Genomic DNA, 16,671 nt, shown 5'->3' on the forward strand with positions numbered 1-16,671 from the left:
TGTATATTAACGCCCCGTGAATCCACCATCCACATGAAGATGTTGCCCATTCACCCATACCCCGTCTCTTCCCATCAAGAAAGCCACGAAACGCGCCGTATCTTCAGGTGTTCCCACTCGATTATATGGGAACAATGGGAGCAGGTGCTGACGAAGCTCATCATCAATCCACCCCGTGTCTGTCGGGCCTGGATCGAGTGCATTCACGGAAATCCCGTACTTCCCTACTCCGTTTGCGAGTGCAGGCGTGATCGCAATCAATGCCCCTTTTGTCGCAATATACGCTAGGTTATTCGCATCAGCCCCACCCGATACTAAAAACAAAATGCGACCGTCTTGATATCCCGCTTGCTGATAACGTTCGACAAACGCAAAAGTGAGTCCGAGTGCTCCTTCGTTGTTCACCATATAATGCTGCCTCAATACGTCGGTCGTAAAGTTCTCGGCGTTGACATGTCGCTCATAGGTCGCGTTATGAATCAGTCTGCTTGGTATGCCAAGTTTGGCTTCAATCCGATCAAGTAGTGCAACTTCATCACCCGAGGCTAAGTCATACGCCTCATGCTCCACACGGGCACCCTGTTCGGTCAACTCCTGAACGAATCGATTGATAAAGCCTCTCTCTTCCCCGACCCCGTCGGTCGCGTCAAACGGACTCCAGTGCGTCAAATAGAGGTCGTGCCCCTCATGTGCGAGTTTTCGTGCGATGGCAGCCCCAATGCCTTGATTGCGACTGACTCCGGTAATGAGTGTAAGTGGTTTGTTCATCATGTCCTCCGATTCGATTTTTTATGTTGTTCAGTCATTTAGTGAATCGGTGCCATCATGATTCCCCTCTCATTACTTAATGATTTCATTATATACATTTTCACCCATATATAACCTATATATTTGTAGTCCCTTCAGATATGATGAATGTATATGATTCATCACATCGGTATTTGGAGGCGCTTATATGAAAAAGTTAATCATGACGACATTCTGTACACTGACCATCACTGCTGTCTTCTATGCCGCTTGGTCAGATGAATCGTTTGTCACCCTTACCCAATCCGTCGACGTAGATCAAAACGAATTAGAGCGTTACTTGACGTCTGAAGTCATGTCCCCTAATTTCGGTGGGGACGTTTACGCGAGTTATCATATTCTCGGGACGAGTACGACTCGACAGGAAGTGTATGTATGGGCGCTTCTTCAAGAGTATTACCCAAATCATCAACAACTCGAACGAGGGACAGGGATGTCTGTCCCAATCGTCTTACGCATCGACCAATCCACAGGGGGCTCACGAATAGTCGATCATACGTTACCACGCGACGGTTCCTATTACCCTAGCGATTTACACACCTTATTCCCGTTACGTATTTCTATCGGCATTATGTATTATCCAATCGAACTTACCAACCGTCTACAACATCAACTTGAAACAGATTTACCCCTTCCTGTATCGAATGAATACTGAGGTTGAAACTCATAAGTCTCAATCTAACCCACACAAAAACAGGCGACCGCGCACGGTCGCCTGTTCGTTTATTTCAATCGATCTAAGTTTTCGAGCATGATCCCTGTACCGTGCGCGACACTGAGCGTCGGCTCTTCAGCCATCATGACTGGGAGCATGACACGCTCTGCGACGAGTTGGTCGAGACCGTGAAGGAGTGACCCCCCACCTGTCATGATGATCCCACGGTCGATGATGTCAGCTGCGAGCTCCGGTGGTGTCTGTTCAAGGACACGCTTCGTCGCTTCGACGATCTCGTTCGCTGACTCGGCCATCGCTTCACGAAGTTCTTCCGACGTGATTGTCACTGTACGTGGCAATCCACGTACCATGTCACGCCCGCGAATGTCCATCGATTCGTTACGTCCGCCTGGGAATACCGTCGCAATTTCTTTCTTGATTTGCTCGGCTGTCCGTTCCCCGATGATGAGTTTATGCTTCTCTTTGATCGCACGGAGAATGTCCGTGTCGAAACGGTCCCCTGCAATCTTGATTGTTTCACCGCAGACGATATCGCCCATCGAGAGGATGGCGACATCTGTCGTCCCCCCACCGATATCGATGATCATGTGACCGACTGGCTTCCAGATGTCCATGCCCGAACCAACAGCTGCTGCTTTTGGTTCTACGGCGAGGAAGACTTCTTTCGCCCCGGCTTTTTCAGCAGCCTCACGAATTGCTTTTGCTTCGACTGGCGTCACGTTCGCAGGTGTACAAATCAACATGCGAATGCCTCCGAAGAAGCCACGGACTTGAATTTTCTCGATGAAGTGACGGAGCATTTCTTCTGTGGTGGCGAAATCGGCGATGACTCCATCACGAAGAGGACGGATCGCCACGATATCACCAGGTGTACGACCAACCATCTCATACGCTTCTGAACCGACTGCTAGCACTTTCCCTGTAGAGCGTTTCATCGCAACGACTGAAGGTTCGTCTAAGACGATTCCTTTCCCTTTTACGTGAATGACAACGTTTGCTGTCCCTAAATCAATCCCGATATCTTTTGAAAACATGATGTATAGGTTCCTCCGTTCATTTCTTCATTGAAAAGAGCGAGAAGAGTCTCTCCTCGCTCTCGAATTCGTGCTCGTTACTTAGTTCTGAACCATTTCACTCGCAACTTCGACAGTTCCTTGGATGCGCTCGATGTCGGCACCGAGTGCTTGAAGTTTCTTGTGGAAGTCTACATATCCACGGTCGATATGATATAAATCACCAACGCGTGTCTCTTCTTCTGCGATGAGACCCGCTAGAATAAGTGCTGCTCCAGCACGAAGGTCCGTTGCGACGACCTCCGCTCCTTGAAGGTGAACGCCACCTTTGACGATTGCTGAACGTCCTTCAATTTTAATGTCCGCATTCATGCGACGGAATTCTTCCACGTGCATGAAGCGATTCTCAAATACTGTTTCTGTAATCACTGATGTGCCGCCTGCTTTCAAGACGAGAGCCATCATTTGTGATTGCATATCTGTCGGGAATCCAGGATGTGGCATCGTCTTCACATCGACCGGCTTCAATTCATCCGGCGCTGAGACGCGCATGCCTTCCGCTGTATCTTCGAAGTGTACACCCATCTCTTCCATTTTTGAAATAAGTGGACGAAGGTGTTCACGTTCTGCACCGATGACTTCAATGTCACTTCCTGTGATCGCACCCGCGACGAGGAATGTCCCCGCTTCGATGCGGTCAGGAATGATTGAGTGTTCTGCGCCGCGGAGTGTTTCTACACCTTCGATGCGAATCGTCTCTGTACCTGCACCACGTACGTGTGCGCCCATTCCGTTCAAGAAGTTCGCAAGGTCTACGATTTCAGGCTCTTTCGCGACGTTCTCGATGATTGTTGTGCCTTCTGCAAGCACAGCTGCCATCATGATGTTCTCCGTCGCACCAACAGATGGGAAGTCCAAGTAGATTTTCGCGCCTTGGAGACGACCGTCTACAGAAGCTTCCACGAATCCGTTTCCGATGACTGTCTTCGCACCCATCGCTTCGAATCCTTTTAAGTGGAGGTCGATTGGACGTGATCCAATTGAGCATCCGCCCGGCATCGCGACACGCGCGTGACCGAGACGAGCCAAAAGAGGTCCCATGACGAGGATTGAAGCACGCATCTTCCGAACGTATTCGAGTGGTGCTTCATCTTTGATGTCGCCCGACGCATCGACAGTTACTTCATTCTTCTCTTCATTGAACGACACCTCTGCACCGAGGTGACGAAGTACTTTATTAATCGTGTACACGTCCGCAAGACGTGGTACGTTTTGTAAGATTGACTTTCCTTCGCTAGCTAACAGAGTGGCAACCAATGTTTTGAGTACAGCGTTCTTTGCTCCCTCAACGCGCACAGTACCTGACAGTTTACGTCCTCCACGGACTACAATCAAATCCTTCATATCTCTCTTTGTCCTCCAACTTCATTGTTTTTTTATATAGTGCGTCGATATCCGATTTCGGATGTGATGATGTCGATTATTAGAATGGTTTGTAAAACGTGATCGATTCTTCATTCGCAAATAAAATCGTAATAAATAAGTTCAGACCGAATGAAAAAACATCATGTCAGACGAATTTATCCTACATGATAAACATATAGGAGTCGTTACAGCAGGATTACAGTTTGTTAAATATTCTGTGGCTACTGTATAGGTGCGAGCTCTTGCGCTAGTCGGATATACTCCAAAAAGAACTGAGCAATCAGCGAACCGAAGACGACAGCTACGAGAACACGCAAGACGGCTGCTTGCGGGCTCCTCACTTGATTGAGCAATTTGTCCCATTTGACGGGTAAGAGTGCCCACCAAGCGACGTAAATCGCTATGACGTAAACCGCTAGCGAAAATACGGTGTTGATCATCGACGATTCCCCTCTTTTCTAAAATTCGTACCATTTTTAATCATATCATGTCATGTTAGAGAAAAAAAGACACAGTGTCTTAAGATTCGAGCGGTTTAACCCATTCGATCAACTCACTTTCTCCACAAACACACCAAAAGGGACGTCATCCGCAGTAAGGTCTTACTACAGTAATTGACGCCCCTCACATATTTCAAACATTATTCACTCGATTCGTCAAGGTTACGGGACCACCGAATCGCTTCAAGGTAGTATTGAGTCCAATCGGAATCTGTGTTATGGATAGGGATTGTCAACTGCTCATAAGCGATGACATCCTCAAGTAACACCCGCAACCCGTTCGGTTCTCCGAGCAGTGCCGCTTTCACGGCAGGGGCTACAGGCAGCTCTGCAATCAATGTCTGCATCGCCTCATCAAGAATGACATCGAGCGATGAAAAGATTCCCGTAATAAAGGCATCAAATGAATTGACGCCACTATTTGTATCCTCCGCAATCAACTCCATCATCTTCCCTCGAATGACGCTCTGTTTAATCAATTCCTTTGATTCAGACGTCTGCATCTCGCGAAGTAACATGAGATACGACCAGCGTTTCAATTCATCTAACCCGATTCGGGCGACGGCTTGTTCGATTGACTGAATCGTGCGACGACCTTTTTGATACACCGTATTGACGGAACGAAGCATTTTATACGATAAGTCGACACTCCGTTCGATTTGTGCTGAAATGCGACGGAAACTAGGTTCGGGGCGATCCAGTTCTTTCAATACCTCAATGAGCGTATGACGGAGAGGATGGACTTCTGCCCCGTGTATGACGATTGGTCGACTAAAGAAATAACCTTGGAACATCTTATATCCTAATCGTTTCGCAATCTCGTACTCGGCCGGCGTCTCAATTTTTTCTGCCAAAAACTCAACGCGGTGACCGAGCGCGTCGATCAGCTTCTGTTGTTGTTCTACCGGCGTAGCTTGGTAATCAATCTTGATGATGTCAGCCAAACCGATAAAAGGTCGATACTTCTCTTCAAACACGAAGTCATCAAGTGCAATCGTATACCCTTGGCGTCTGAGCGATCGAAGAGACTGCAACACTTTCTCGGTCGGTTCGACGTGCTCGAGTACTTCAACGACGAGAGATTGACGAGGTAATAATGATGGCACCTCTCCTTCAATCAACGTCTGTGGAAAGTTGATGAAAGCCCTCGTCCCTTCTGTTAATTCTCGAAAATTAAAGACGAGATAGGCGTTATGAATCACGTCAGCCGTTGCTAACGAATCATCGACATTCTCGAAAATGTTATTTTCGCTGCGGCGATACAACAGTTCGTAGCCGCAAACGCGTAATTGTTGGTCAAAAATCGGTTGTCGCGCAACGTAAACTTTCATTCCCTACTCTCCTTTACGATCATTCCCTCTTTTATTATCGGTCATCTTCTCTATATTTTTTACTATTTCCATGATTTAGGTTCATACGAAAGACCTATCTGACCTTCGAAACACAAAAAAACTCCCACACTTTCGTGTGAGAGTCGTTGTTATTCTTTCATATCGCGAATGCTCAAGCGGTTGATCGCTTTTTTGAGCGCAAGTTCCGCACGACGGAATTCGAGTTCTGAGAGCTTCGTGTCTTGAAGACGACGCTCGGCCCGAACCTTCGCCGCAGAAGCGCGGTCATAGTCGATCTTATCCGCCATTTCGGCTGTTTCAGCTAAGATCGTCACCGTATCGGGACGAACTTCCATGAAACCGCCGCTGATTGCGATCAGCGTGCGTCCACCATCTTCGTGGCGCAGTTTGAGGACTGAGACGTCGAGTGGTGTCACCATCGGGATGTGCTTCGGTAAGATACCGAGCTCACCAGTGACCGATTTGGCGATGACCATTCGTGCGTCCCCTTCAAAGGCTGCACCATCCGGGGTGACGACGTTGACGTGAACAGTATTCATCGTCTAGTTTCCCCCTTCCGCGTAGGTCTTAGACCAACGTCTTCGCTTTTTCGATGACGTCTTCGATTGGACCAACGAGACGGAATGCATCTTCAGGAAGATCGTCGTGTTTACCTTCGAGGATCTCTTTGAAGCCGCGTACTGTCTCTTTGACTGGTACGTACGAACCTTTTTGGCCCGTGAACTGCTCAGCCACGTGGAAGTTTTGTGATAAGAAGAACTGAATACGACGTGCACGGTGAACCGTGAGTTTGTCGTCTTCAGACAACTCGTCCATCCCGAGGATTGCGATGATGTCTTGAAGTTCTTTATAACGCTGAAGCGTCTGTTGAACGTTACGCGCGACTTCATAGTGCTCTTTCCCTACGATTTCAGGAGAGAGGGCACGTGAAGTCGATGCGAGTGGGTCAACGGCTGGGTAAATCCCCATCTCCGAAAGACGACGCTCGAGGTTGGTTGTTGCATCAAGGTGAGCGAACGTTGTTGCTGGAGCCGGGTCCGTATAGTCATCGGCTGGTACATAAACCGCTTGAATCGAAGTTACCGATCCTTTTGCAGTCGATGTGATCCGCTCTTGAAGCATACCCATTTCAGTAGCAAGTGTCGGCTGGTAACCTACCGCCGATGGCATACGTCCGAGAAGGGCCGATACCTCAGAACCTGCTTGTGTGAAACGGAAGATGTTATCAACGAAGAGAAGAACGTCTTGTCCTTGCTCGTCACGGAAGTATTCTGCCATTGTCAAACCAGTCAAGGCAACACGGAGACGTGCACCAGGTGGTTCGTTCATCTGACCGAAGACCATCGCTGTTTGCTTGATAACGCCTGAGTCCGTCATCTCGTGGAACAAGTCATTTCCTTCACGCGTACGCTCACCGACTCCTGCGAATACAGAAATCCCGCTGTGCTCTTGCGCGATGTTGTTGATGAGTTCCTGGATGAGGACGGTCTTCCCTACACCGGCACCACCGAAGAGGCCGATTTTACCACCTTTAATGTATGGTGCGAGAAGGTCGACGACTTTGATCCCTGTTTCAAGGATTTCAACTTTCGTTGACAATTCGTCAAATGTTGGCGCTTGACGGTGAATCGGTGCACGAAGCACGTCAGCTGCCACTTCTTTATCATCGATCGGGTTACCGAGAACGTTGAAGACACGTCCAAGTGTCATTTCTCCAACTGGTACCGAAATCGGTGATCCTAAGTCAAGTACTTCCATACCGCGGCGAACGCCGTCAGTTGAGTCCATCGCAATCGTACGGACCGTGTCGTCACCAAGGTGAACAGCTACTTCGAGCGTCAAGTCGACACTAACATCGTCTGCTGTCGCTGCCACGTGAGTGACTTTGAGAGCGTTGTAGATGTTCGGTAAGTGGTTGTCGAACTTAACGTCGATAACTGGGCCCATGACTGCGACTACGCGGCCTTTCATGCCGTATTCGTTCATCGTGTTAGCCTCCTACAATCTAGAGAGCGTGCGCTTATTCAAGCGCCGACGCACCTCCGACAATCTCTGTGATTTCTTGTGTGATCGCTGCTTGACGCGCGCGGTTGAATTTGAGCTTGAGTCCGCGAATGAGTTCATCCGCATTGTCTGTCGCACTCGACATCGCCGTCATCCGTGCTGCGTGCTCTGATACTTTCGCATCGAGCAATGCACCGTAGATGAGTCCTTCCGCATAACGTGGGAGGAGCGCCGCTAAGATCGTTTCTTCTTCTGGTTCGTATTCATACATCACATTGGATGCGGACTGTTCGATATCCCCGAGCGGGAGCAATTGTTGAATCTTCACTTCTTGGCTGATGACCGAGATGAACGAGTTGTAGCAAAGCTTCAATTCATCAATCTCGCTCTCGCTGAAGGCACCAACCGTCTGCTTGACGATTTCGGCGACTTCAACAAAAGTTGGTTGGTCGTTTAGCCCTGTCATCGCGCTATACACCGGAATGTTGCGTGACTTGAAGAACTGGACACCGACTTTTCCGATTACGTAAAGACGATACTCATCTGTTGATGTGTGCTTGTCTTTGAGTTCACGGTACACGTCACGCAAGACGCTGGCGTTATATCCGCCTGCGAGTCCGCGGTCTGACGTGATGACGATATAACCAGTCCGTTTGACGGGACGTACTTGAAGCATCGGGTGTGTCGCGCCTGATGTACCACCGGCGATCGACGAGATGACTTCTTGCAACTTGTCCATGTACGGCTTGAAGTTGGCGTTGTTCCCTTGGGCCCGGTTCAACTTCGATGCCGACACCATGTTCATCGCTTTCGTGATTTGCTTCGTGCTTTGGGTCGAGGTGATCCGCATCTGGATCTCACGTAATGATGCCATTTCGATTCACCACCTTAATAGACGCTCGTCACCGGATTAAACCGATGGCGAGAACGTCTTTTTGAATTCCGTAATTGCGTCGACCATTGCCTCGTCTGAAGGAAGGTTTCCTGTCTGACGGATTTCACGGCAGAGGTCTTTACGGTTTTGGTCGAGCCATGCGTTCATTTCTGATTCGAAACGACGGATGTCTGTGACTGGGATGTCATCGAGATGACCTTTCGTGAGTGCGTAGATGATGATAACTTGCTTGTCTACAGAAAGCGGTGCGTTCAAGTCTTGTTTCAAGACTTCAACCGTACGCTGACCACGGTTCAACTTCGATTGTGTCGCTTTGTCGAGATCTGACCCGAACTGAGCGAACGCTTCGAGCTCACGGTAAGACGCGAGGTCAAGACGAAGTGTACCAGCAACTTTCTTCATCGCTTTTACCTGTGCCGAACCACCAACACGTGATACTGAGAGACCGGCGTTGATCGCTGGGCGTACCCCAGAGAAGAAGAGGTCCGACTGAAGGAAGATCTGACCATCCGTGATTGAGATAACGTTTGTCGGGATATATGCTGAGATATCCGATGCTTGTGTCTCGATGAACGGAAGTGCTGTCAATGAACCACCGCCGAGTTCGTCGTTCAACTTCGCTGCACGCTCAAGAAGGCGTGAGTGGAGGTAGAAGACATCCCCTGGGTAGGCTTCGCGGCCTGGAGGACGACGGAGAAGGAGCGAGAGCTCACGGTAAGCTGCCGCTTGTTTCGAGAGGTCATCATAAACGACGAGGACGTGTTGTCCGCGGTCCATGAAGTACTCACCCATCGATACCCCTGCGAATGGTGCGAGGTAAAGAAGTGGTGCCGGCTGTGATGCCGATGCCGAAACGACGATTGTATAGTCGAGCGCGCCGTTTTGACGAAGCGTCTCTACTACACCACGTACAGTCGATTCTTTCTGACCGATTGCGACGTAGATACAAATCATGTTCTCTTCTTTTTGGTTGATGATCGCATCGATGGCAACAGATGTTTTACCTGTTTGACGGTCACCGATGATGAGCTCACGCTGACCACGACCGATTGGAACGAGGGCGTCAATCGCCTTAATTCCTGTTTGAAGTGGTTCGTGAACCGATTTACGTGCCATAACGCCGTAAGCTTTACGCTCAATTGGGTTATATGTGTCTGTTACGATTGGTCCTTGACCATCGATTGGTTGTCCAAGCGGGTTCACGACACGTCCGAGGAGTGCCTCACCGACTGGTACTTCCATGATGCGGCCTGTACGTTTGACAGAGTCGCCTTCTTTAATGCCTTTGTAATCGCCAAGGATGATAATCCCGACGTTACCTTCTTCTAAGTTTTGCGCCAAGCCCATTACGCCGTTAGAGAACTCTACGAGTTCCCCCGCCATAACGTTATCGAGTCCGTGTGCACGAGCGATACCGTCACCTACTTGAATGACTGTACCTGTCTCGCTGACTTCGATTTCAGAACCGTACGAAGCGATTCGTTCTTTTAGCAGGGCGCTAATTTCTTCAGCTTTGATTGTCATTGAATTCACCCCTATTTCTTACGCATTCAACAATTCACGCTCGAGGCGTGTCAATTTCGTTTCGATCGTATCATCGTACGTCGTGTATCCGACTTGGACACGGAGTCCACCGATGACTTCTTCATCGACGACGTTCTTCAATTGGAGCGTCTTCCCGAGCTTCTGTCCGAAGACGAGTTCGACGTCTTTCAAGTCTGTTGCCGACAACGGGTAGGCGCTTGTGACAATACCCTCTGCAATCCCACGATAGTCGTTGATGTAGTCGCGGACGTAACGTGGCAATGCGCGAACCTCTGCCGCACGGTCGTTTTCGACCATGACGAGAAGTGTGTTCACGACAATCGCCGTCATATCACCAAAGCTGTCTTTTAAAAGCTGTGCAAGCTCGCTGTCACTGACTGCCGGATTCGTTAAGAGATCCATGAGTTCAGGAGTCGCGTGGAGCACTTCATCGAGCAGACGCACTTCCGCTTCGACTTGGTCGAGCGTGCCTTGTTCCCGTGCTAAGTCGAAGAGCGCTTTGGCATAGCGTTTTGCTAGTGATGCGTTCATCAGTTCGCACCTTTCGCTTTAGACAGGAAGTCTGTGACGAGGGCACGTTGTTTCGCTTCATCGCCTTTAAGGTCTGATTGAAGGACGTGGCGTGCTGCCGAAAGCGCCTGTGTGACGACTTCCGTTTGAAGAGATTGTTTCGCAAGCTCACGCTCACGCTCAATCGCTTTCTCTGCCTCGATTTTAATTTGTTCAGCTTCCAAACGCGCCTGCTCCACCAAGCGTGCTTGTTCTGCTTCTGCTTGTCGACGGCTTGCGTCGAGCATTTCTTTCGACTCTGTACGTGCCGCACTGAGTGCATCACGTTGTTCGACGACATAGTTTTCCGCATCTTTGCGGCTCTTTTCAGCGAGCTCAATCTCATTCGCTACATACTCTTCACGCTGTCTCATCATTCCAAGGAGTGGTCCCCAAGCAAATTTCTTCAACAGGGCCAAGAGTACGAGGAATGTGAAAATTGTAAAGATCATATCTAGAATGCGGAGGCCTTCGCCACCAGCACCAGCTGCAATCATCATCGTATCCATGCATACCCTCCTCTTGACTAAATAAGTGAGGGAGACGTGCTCCCTCTCATGCTATTCTCGTTAACTCGGAATCAAGAGTTGAGGAGAAGGAAACCGACAGCCACACCGATGATCGGGAGGGCCTCAACCAAACCGATACCGATGAACATTGTTTGACGAAGTTCGTTTTTGAGTTCTGGTTGACGTGCTTGTCCTTGTACTGTTCCGTATACGATCAAACCGTTACCGATACCAGCTGCGAGTGCTCCAAGACCGATAACAATTGCTGTTGCGAGAAGATTAAGTTGTTCCATTGTGTATATTCCTCCTAAAAGTTAAGTAAATAAGTTGTTTGTAACGCTTTGGCGAGATGTCCGAATCAATGTTCGGCCGAAGCTTTGTGCCCGATGTACACCATTGCAAGCGTCAGGAAAATGTAGGATTGGATAACCCCGATAAAGATTGAGAAACCTTGCCATAGAATCATTGGGAAGACCGCAAAGATTGCGCCGAGCGGGTTAAGTGCTCCTTCGGCTGTAATCGCGAGTCCCAAGATGATGGTAATCATGATTTCACCGGCAAAAATGTTACCGTATAGACGCAAACCGAGCGTCAACGTGTTCGCAAACTCCTCGATCAATTTGATCGGAAGCAAGAACCAGACTGGTTTTACGAATTCCGCCGAATAGTGCTTGAATCCATGTAGCTTCACCCCGTAGTAATGCGACATTGCAACGACGAGTGTCGACAACGCCAAGGTTACGTAAGGATCGGCCGTCGGTGAGTTGAACCACAGATAGTGTCCGGAAATGACGTTAAACGGTAGACCCATCAAGTTTGAGAAGAGAATGAACAAAATCAACGTCATCCCAAATCCGATAAAGCGTCCTCCTGTCTTCCAGTCCATCGCACTAGCGATGATTCCACGCACGAACTCCGCGAAGAATTCCATGAAGTTTTGTTTGCCAGTCGGCTTCATAGCCAAACGTCTTGTTCCCCAGATGGCGAATACGAAGACGAGTAACGCTGCTATTAGCACTGTAATGACGTTCGTCCAGCTCCCGTATAACGTATAGTCCCCAAAGTGCAGAGAATATGTGGGAAACTCATGACCCATTAATATTCACCTCTTTTCCTGCTGAGCTGGGCAAGTGTGAACTCGCCAAATTGTATGATGTGGCCGGCGATTAGACCAGTTACCACCGCGATGACGGATACCCGATCCTCATAGAGAAGACCGACTATCACTGCTAACGCACCAACCGCCATTCTTGAAACGGTCCCGTGCGACTTTGGTCGTCGTCCATGCTCGATGACGTCATACATGCGAATGACGCTTCGATTCTGCATATGTAGAATGATGAGACTTCCGACTCCACCGATGAATAGCCCGAGAAATACGGCTTTATACATCGGGATGATGAATGCGCCGATAAGCAAAATCGCAAACCAGACGGTAAACCATTTCGTATAACGCTTCATCAGTTCTTTCTGTGCTTTTCTGTCTGCTTGAATCGTATTCATTCGTCCTCTCCTGTCAATAAACTCCGAAGGGTGAGAACTAGCGCCGTAATCCCGAACACGAGTCCGAGGATGATCGACACATTCCAACCAAACGTGCCCCAAAATTCACGTCTTTCGCCGTATTGTCCGACGAGATAACCGATGACGATCGGTCCAGCAAGTGCTGTCGAAATTTGTGAAGCGAGCGAGGCATAGGATAGGTAACGATTGTCTTTTTTCGCCATCCCGGTCCCCCTTTCACGCACGATGCGCTTCTCTCTTCTTCACGGATTCACACTCGCGTGACCATCAAAAGTCACACAAGTTCAGAGTAATAGAAATGGCATAAGAAGTCAATGAATTTCACAATTATAAAAGCGCTTTAAATCAAGTCGTATCAATAGTTTTACGCACTTCATAAAGTAAACGATTGATGCACTTTTTTAAGAAAGTGTGAAGAAACGTTGAAATAAAAATGTTGACTTTATAACATTTCACAAACGGAATCAGATGAAGAATAGTTCAGTTATACCCCCACGTTTTGGAAATTTCAATCGGTAAACGTTTACGTTCACAAAGAGTTACGAAACGGTCGTTGACTTCATTTTGAAATCGTTTTCACCGCCCTGTTTTAGTATAACGATAGTCATTTCGCGCTGTCGAGAGGTTCTCGCCAATTTTCCGTGATGTCTCTCACACCCATTATTTTTAATGTTTAATGTCAGGAAATCCCTTTAAATCAACCTTAAACGATAGGATATACACTAATTAATCACCCTAATGTTCTTATGAGCTCCCTTTATATTTGTGTCGATTTTGTGACTCCTCTTTAAAATGAACTCACTACGTCATCGACTGATAGACGACTGCTCACTTCTTAGCTCGAGTAGATCAAGCATTTTGTCCAAACCGATGCCATGTGTTCACTCAAACCGTCGGCATTCGACCTCAGGTTCGCTATAGATTTCATGCACACGATTCATCCCTTAGAGCGACGTTACTACCAATCAAAACAGGGGAATTATAATCCCCGCTTTAGATACGAAGTAAACGCTTTTTCAAAAAGAAATGTTTACAGTTCATTGACATCGGGCATATATGATTATGTGAAAATAATTATTTGAAAAGGGTGAACGCATGATTGAGTTTAAAAATGTCAAAAAGTCGTTTAAGCAAACGACCGTTTTAAAAGAAATGAACCTCACCATCAACAAAGGTGAGCTCGTCGTGTTTATCGGCCCGTCTGGTTGCGGTAAAACAACCTCTCTAAAAATGATTAATCGTTTGATTGAGCCGACAGAAGGAACGATTATCGTCAATGGCCAGGATACTCGGAAGATGGACCCAATCAAGTTGCGTCGTCAAATGGGATATGTCATTCAACAGACCGGTCTCTTCCCTCACATGACGATTCGCGAAAACATTCAATTGATTGCAAGCCTAGGAGGGCAAGCCGAACAAGAGATGGATGCTCGAACCGAGCACCTATTAAAGATGGTCGGACTTGATCCGGATCAATTCATCGATCGATATCCGAGTGAATTGAGCGGCGGTCAGCAACAACGAATCGGATTCGCCCGCGCTTTAATGAACGATCCTGAGGTCATTTTGATGGATGAGCCGTTCAGTGCGCTCGACCCCGTCACGCGAAACGATTTGCAAGAAGAACTCTTTAACTTACAAGAAGAAGTGAAGAAGACGATTGTATTCGTCACCCATGATATGGATGAAGCGATCAAACTGGCCGATCGCATTTGTATCATGCGCGACGGCGAAATCGTCCAATTCGATACACCGGAACAGATTTTGCGTCATCCAAAAGATGCATATGTTGAATCGTTCATCGGGAAAAATCGAATTTGGAGCAGTCCGGAATACATTAAGGCAAAAGATATTATGATTGTCGATCCTGTTTCCATCAGCGGCAAACGGACGGTCCTTCAAGCAATCGAAATCATGCGCTCGCGTAAAGTCGATAGCTTGTTGATCACCGACCGTGACCGGAAGCTCCAAGGATTGATTAAGTTGAAAGACATTAATGCGAATATCGATCAGACAAAACGACTCGAAGACGTCATGAATCGCGAATACGCGTACGTCTCCATCGACGATTCCCTTCTCGATATATTAGACGTGATGAATACGAGCGACCAAGGTTACTTGCCCGTCGTCGAAGGTCCTATACTACATGGCCTCATTACACGAAGCAGCTTACTATCCGTCCTCAGTGAACAATTTACACAAGACCATGAGGAGGAACCTGTATGAATGCCATTCAAAGCTTTTTTGATTACTTCACAAACAATACAAGCCAAATCGGAACGCTACTACTCGAACATCTCCAACTAACGGTGTTCGCCGTCTCTCTCGCCGTTCTTCTCGGTGTGCCGCTCGGTATTTTGATTTTACGTATACCCCGACTCGCCAAACCGACTCTCGGATTGACGAGTGTCGTCCAGGCAGTCCCAAGTTTGGCTCTTCTCGGTTTCCTGATTCCGTTTATCGGAATTGGATCGACGCCTGCGATCATCATGGTCGTATTGTACTCGCTTTTACCGATTGTCAAAAACACGTATACCGGTCTTTCAAGCATCCCGGGCGATACGCTCGAATCAGCGAAAGGGATCGGCTTAACGAACCGACAAATTTTAAGTAAAATTCAACTCCCCCTCGCCTTACCGATTATTATGGCAGGGATTCGAATATCAGCGGTCACGGCTGTCGGCTTGATGACGATTTCCGCATTCGTCGGTGCCGGCGGTTTAGGATATCTCGTCTTCGCCGGGATTCAAACGGTCGACAACAATCAAATCTTGGCCGGCGCGATTCCAGCCGGATTGCTTGCTCTCCTCATCGACTTCATCGTCAGCCGAATCGAATATAAAGTAGCCCCGAACGGCATCGTATTAGCGGATGGTCGAATGAAGAAGAAAAAACGTAGCACGGCCAAAAAGGTCGTCAAACCTGCGTTTGTCATCGCGACCGCGTTAGTGCTATTGCTCGCAGGATCGATTTATGCCTTCACCCGAGACGATGAGACGATTGTCGTCGGATCAAAAAACTTTACCGAACAATTGATTCTCGGGAACATGGTTGCCGATTTGATCGAAGATCGGACCGACCTTGATGTCAAACGTCAACTGAACCTAGGCGGCACGCAAGTCGCATTCAGCGCTCTCCGGACAGGTGAGATTGATACGTACGTTGAATACACAGGAACGCTGTCGGTCGATGTCTTGAAACAAGAAGTCGATAACGACCCGGATGCCGTATATGAGAATGTCAAAGATCAAATCAATGAGCGTTTCGGGATTCAGACACTCGACCCAATCGGATTCAACAACACTTATGCGATTGCGGTAAAAAAAGAAGATGTCGAAAAGTATGACCTGAAGACGGTATCTGACTTAGCAGAAGTGAGCGACACGCTCGTCTTCGGTCCAACGATTGAATTCTCGAACCGGGAAGACGGTTACCTTGGATTGAAAGAAGCCTATCCGTTCAACTTCCAGGACGTGAAACCGGTCGACGGCGGCCTTCGTTATACAGCACTTATGAATAACGAGAGCAACGCCATCGATAGTTTCTCGACAGATGGTTTATTGAAGCGTTTTGACTTGACGGTCCTTGAGGACGATCAACAATTTTTCCCGCCGTACTATGCTGTCCCAATCGTCAGCAACGAGACGTTACAAGAACACCCTGAGTTAGAAGACGTCTTGAATACGCTAAGCGGTAAAATCACGGACGAGGTCATGCAAGAATTAAACTATCTTGCCGATGTTGAAAAACAACGTCCTGAAAAAGTCGCACGTGACTTCTTAATCGAAGAAGGATTGATTGAAACAAACTAAAAAGAGCAGCCCTCGCGGTCGTTCTTCTGTACATGAAAAAGAAACGGACATCTCGCGGGA

Annotated in this window: 18 protein-coding genes; 3 read left to right on the forward strand and 15 right to left on the reverse strand. The window is 48.1% G+C overall.

Annotated elements, in window-relative coordinates:
• Nucleotides 1–6 precede the first annotated feature (6 nt).
• On the reverse strand, nucleotides 7–768 hold the full coding sequence (locus PJK55_RS09160; protein ID WP_271305565.1) for an SDR family oxidoreductase: 762 nt from the start codon (nucleotides 766–768) through the stop codon (nucleotides 7–9).
• Nucleotides 769–955: 187 nt separating this feature from the next.
• On the opposite strand from PJK55_RS09160, the gene PJK55_RS09165 reads away from it, so the two are divergent.
• Entirely contained in the window at nucleotides 956–1,462 is a 507-nt protein-coding gene (locus tag PJK55_RS09165; protein WP_271305566.1) for a hypothetical protein, read from the forward strand.
• Nucleotides 1,463–1,530: 68 nt separating this feature from the next.
• Here PJK55_RS09165 and PJK55_RS09170 read toward each other — a convergent pair whose 3' ends face one another.
• The 14 genes from PJK55_RS09170 to PJK55_RS09235 all read right to left on the reverse strand — a co-directional run bounded on the left by PJK55_RS09170 (nucleotide 1,531) and on the right by PJK55_RS09235 (nucleotide 13,002).
• Entirely contained in the window at nucleotides 1,531–2,517 is a 987-nt protein-coding gene (locus PJK55_RS09170) for a rod shape-determining protein (protein WP_074035900.1), read from the reverse strand.
• 81 nt (nucleotides 2,518–2,598) lie between these two features.
• The gene (gene murA / locus PJK55_RS09175; protein WP_271305567.1) at nucleotides 2,599–3,900 is read right to left on the reverse strand and encodes a UDP-N-acetylglucosamine 1-carboxyvinyltransferase; all 1,302 of its coding nucleotides are present in this window, start codon (nucleotides 3,898–3,900) and stop codon (nucleotides 2,599–2,601) included.
• 242 nt (nucleotides 3,901–4,142) lie between these two features.
• On the reverse strand, nucleotides 4,143–4,361 hold the full coding sequence (locus PJK55_RS09180; protein ID WP_271305568.1) for a DUF1146 family protein: 219 nt from the start codon (nucleotides 4,359–4,361) through the stop codon (nucleotides 4,143–4,145).
• A gap of 200 nt (nucleotides 4,362–4,561) precedes the next feature.
• The gene (locus tag PJK55_RS09185; RefSeq protein WP_271305569.1) at nucleotides 4,562–5,752 is read right to left on the reverse strand and encodes an EAL and HDOD domain-containing protein; all 1,191 of its coding nucleotides are present in this window, start codon (nucleotides 5,750–5,752) and stop codon (nucleotides 4,562–4,564) included.
• Nucleotides 5,753–5,901: 149 nt separating this feature from the next.
• Nucleotides 5,902–6,312, reverse strand: a complete 411-nt coding sequence (locus tag PJK55_RS09190; RefSeq protein WP_012727354.1) for a F0F1 ATP synthase subunit epsilon — start codon at nucleotides 6,310–6,312, stop codon at nucleotides 5,902–5,904.
• Nucleotides 6,313–6,340: 28 nt separating this feature from the next.
• Nucleotides 6,341–7,759, reverse strand: coding sequence for a F0F1 ATP synthase subunit beta (gene atpD / locus PJK55_RS09195; RefSeq protein ID WP_074035892.1), 1,419 nt, complete (start codon nucleotides 7,757–7,759; stop codon nucleotides 6,341–6,343).
• Nucleotides 7,760–7,793: 34 nt separating this feature from the next.
• Entirely contained in the window at nucleotides 7,794–8,651 is an 858-nt protein-coding gene (gene atpG, locus PJK55_RS09200) for an ATP synthase F1 subunit gamma (protein ID WP_074035890.1), read from the reverse strand.
• Between the two features lie 36 nt (nucleotides 8,652–8,687).
• On the reverse strand, nucleotides 8,688–10,196 hold the full coding sequence (gene atpA / locus PJK55_RS09205; RefSeq protein WP_271305570.1) for a F0F1 ATP synthase subunit alpha: 1,509 nt from the start codon (nucleotides 10,194–10,196) through the stop codon (nucleotides 8,688–8,690).
• A gap of 18 nt (nucleotides 10,197–10,214) precedes the next feature.
• Nucleotides 10,215–10,748, reverse strand: a complete 534-nt coding sequence (locus PJK55_RS09210) for a F0F1 ATP synthase subunit delta (protein ID WP_074035886.1) — start codon at nucleotides 10,746–10,748, stop codon at nucleotides 10,215–10,217.
• A complete protein-coding gene (gene atpF / locus PJK55_RS09215; RefSeq protein ID WP_074035884.1) occupies nucleotides 10,748–11,275 on the reverse strand; it encodes a F0F1 ATP synthase subunit B in 528 nt (175 codons plus the stop codon). Before atpF ends, PJK55_RS09210 begins: the two co-directional genes overlap by 1 nt.
• Nucleotides 11,276–11,346: 71 nt before the next feature.
• Nucleotides 11,347–11,568 (reverse strand): F0F1 ATP synthase subunit C, encoded by a 222-nt coding sequence (gene atpE, locus PJK55_RS09220; RefSeq protein ID WP_214694520.1) that lies wholly within the window; start codon nucleotides 11,566–11,568, stop codon nucleotides 11,347–11,349.
• 65 nt (nucleotides 11,569–11,633) lie between these two features.
• Nucleotides 11,634–12,371, reverse strand: coding sequence for a F0F1 ATP synthase subunit A (gene atpB, locus PJK55_RS09225; RefSeq protein WP_074035878.1), 738 nt, complete (start codon nucleotides 12,369–12,371; stop codon nucleotides 11,634–11,636).
• Nucleotides 12,371–12,778 (reverse strand): ATP synthase subunit I, encoded by a 408-nt coding sequence (locus tag PJK55_RS09230; RefSeq protein WP_074035876.1) that lies wholly within the window; start codon nucleotides 12,776–12,778, stop codon nucleotides 12,371–12,373. Before PJK55_RS09230 ends, atpB begins: the two co-directional genes overlap by 1 nt.
• Nucleotides 12,775–13,002: a hypothetical protein gene (locus tag PJK55_RS09235; protein ID WP_026825087.1), complete on the reverse strand. Its 228-nt coding sequence runs from the start codon at nucleotides 13,000–13,002 to the stop codon at nucleotides 12,775–12,777. The genes PJK55_RS09230 and PJK55_RS09235 overlap by 4 nt, the downstream gene beginning before the upstream one ends.
• 892 nt (nucleotides 13,003–13,894) lie before the next feature.
• Between PJK55_RS09235 and PJK55_RS09240 the strand changes: the two genes are divergently transcribed.
• Both PJK55_RS09240 and PJK55_RS09245 read left to right on the forward strand, forming a co-directional pair.
• Complete coding sequence (locus tag PJK55_RS09240) at nucleotides 13,895–15,025, forward strand: ABC transporter ATP-binding protein (RefSeq protein WP_271305571.1); 1,131 nt, start codon at nucleotides 13,895–13,897, stop codon at nucleotides 15,023–15,025.
• Nucleotides 15,022–16,611 carry an ABC transporter permease/substrate-binding protein gene (locus PJK55_RS09245; protein WP_271305572.1) on the forward strand — a complete coding sequence of 530 codons (1,590 nt, stop codon included), beginning with the start codon at nucleotides 15,022–15,024 and terminating at the stop codon, nucleotides 16,609–16,611. The genes PJK55_RS09240 and PJK55_RS09245 overlap by 4 nt, the downstream gene beginning before the upstream one ends.
• Nucleotides 16,612–16,671: the final 60 nt, after the last annotated feature.

Source organism: Exiguobacterium sp. MMG028 (assembly GCF_027947425.1).
Taxonomy (GTDB): domain Bacteria; phylum Bacillota; class Bacilli; order Exiguobacteriales; family Exiguobacteriaceae; genus Exiguobacterium; species Exiguobacterium aestuarii_A.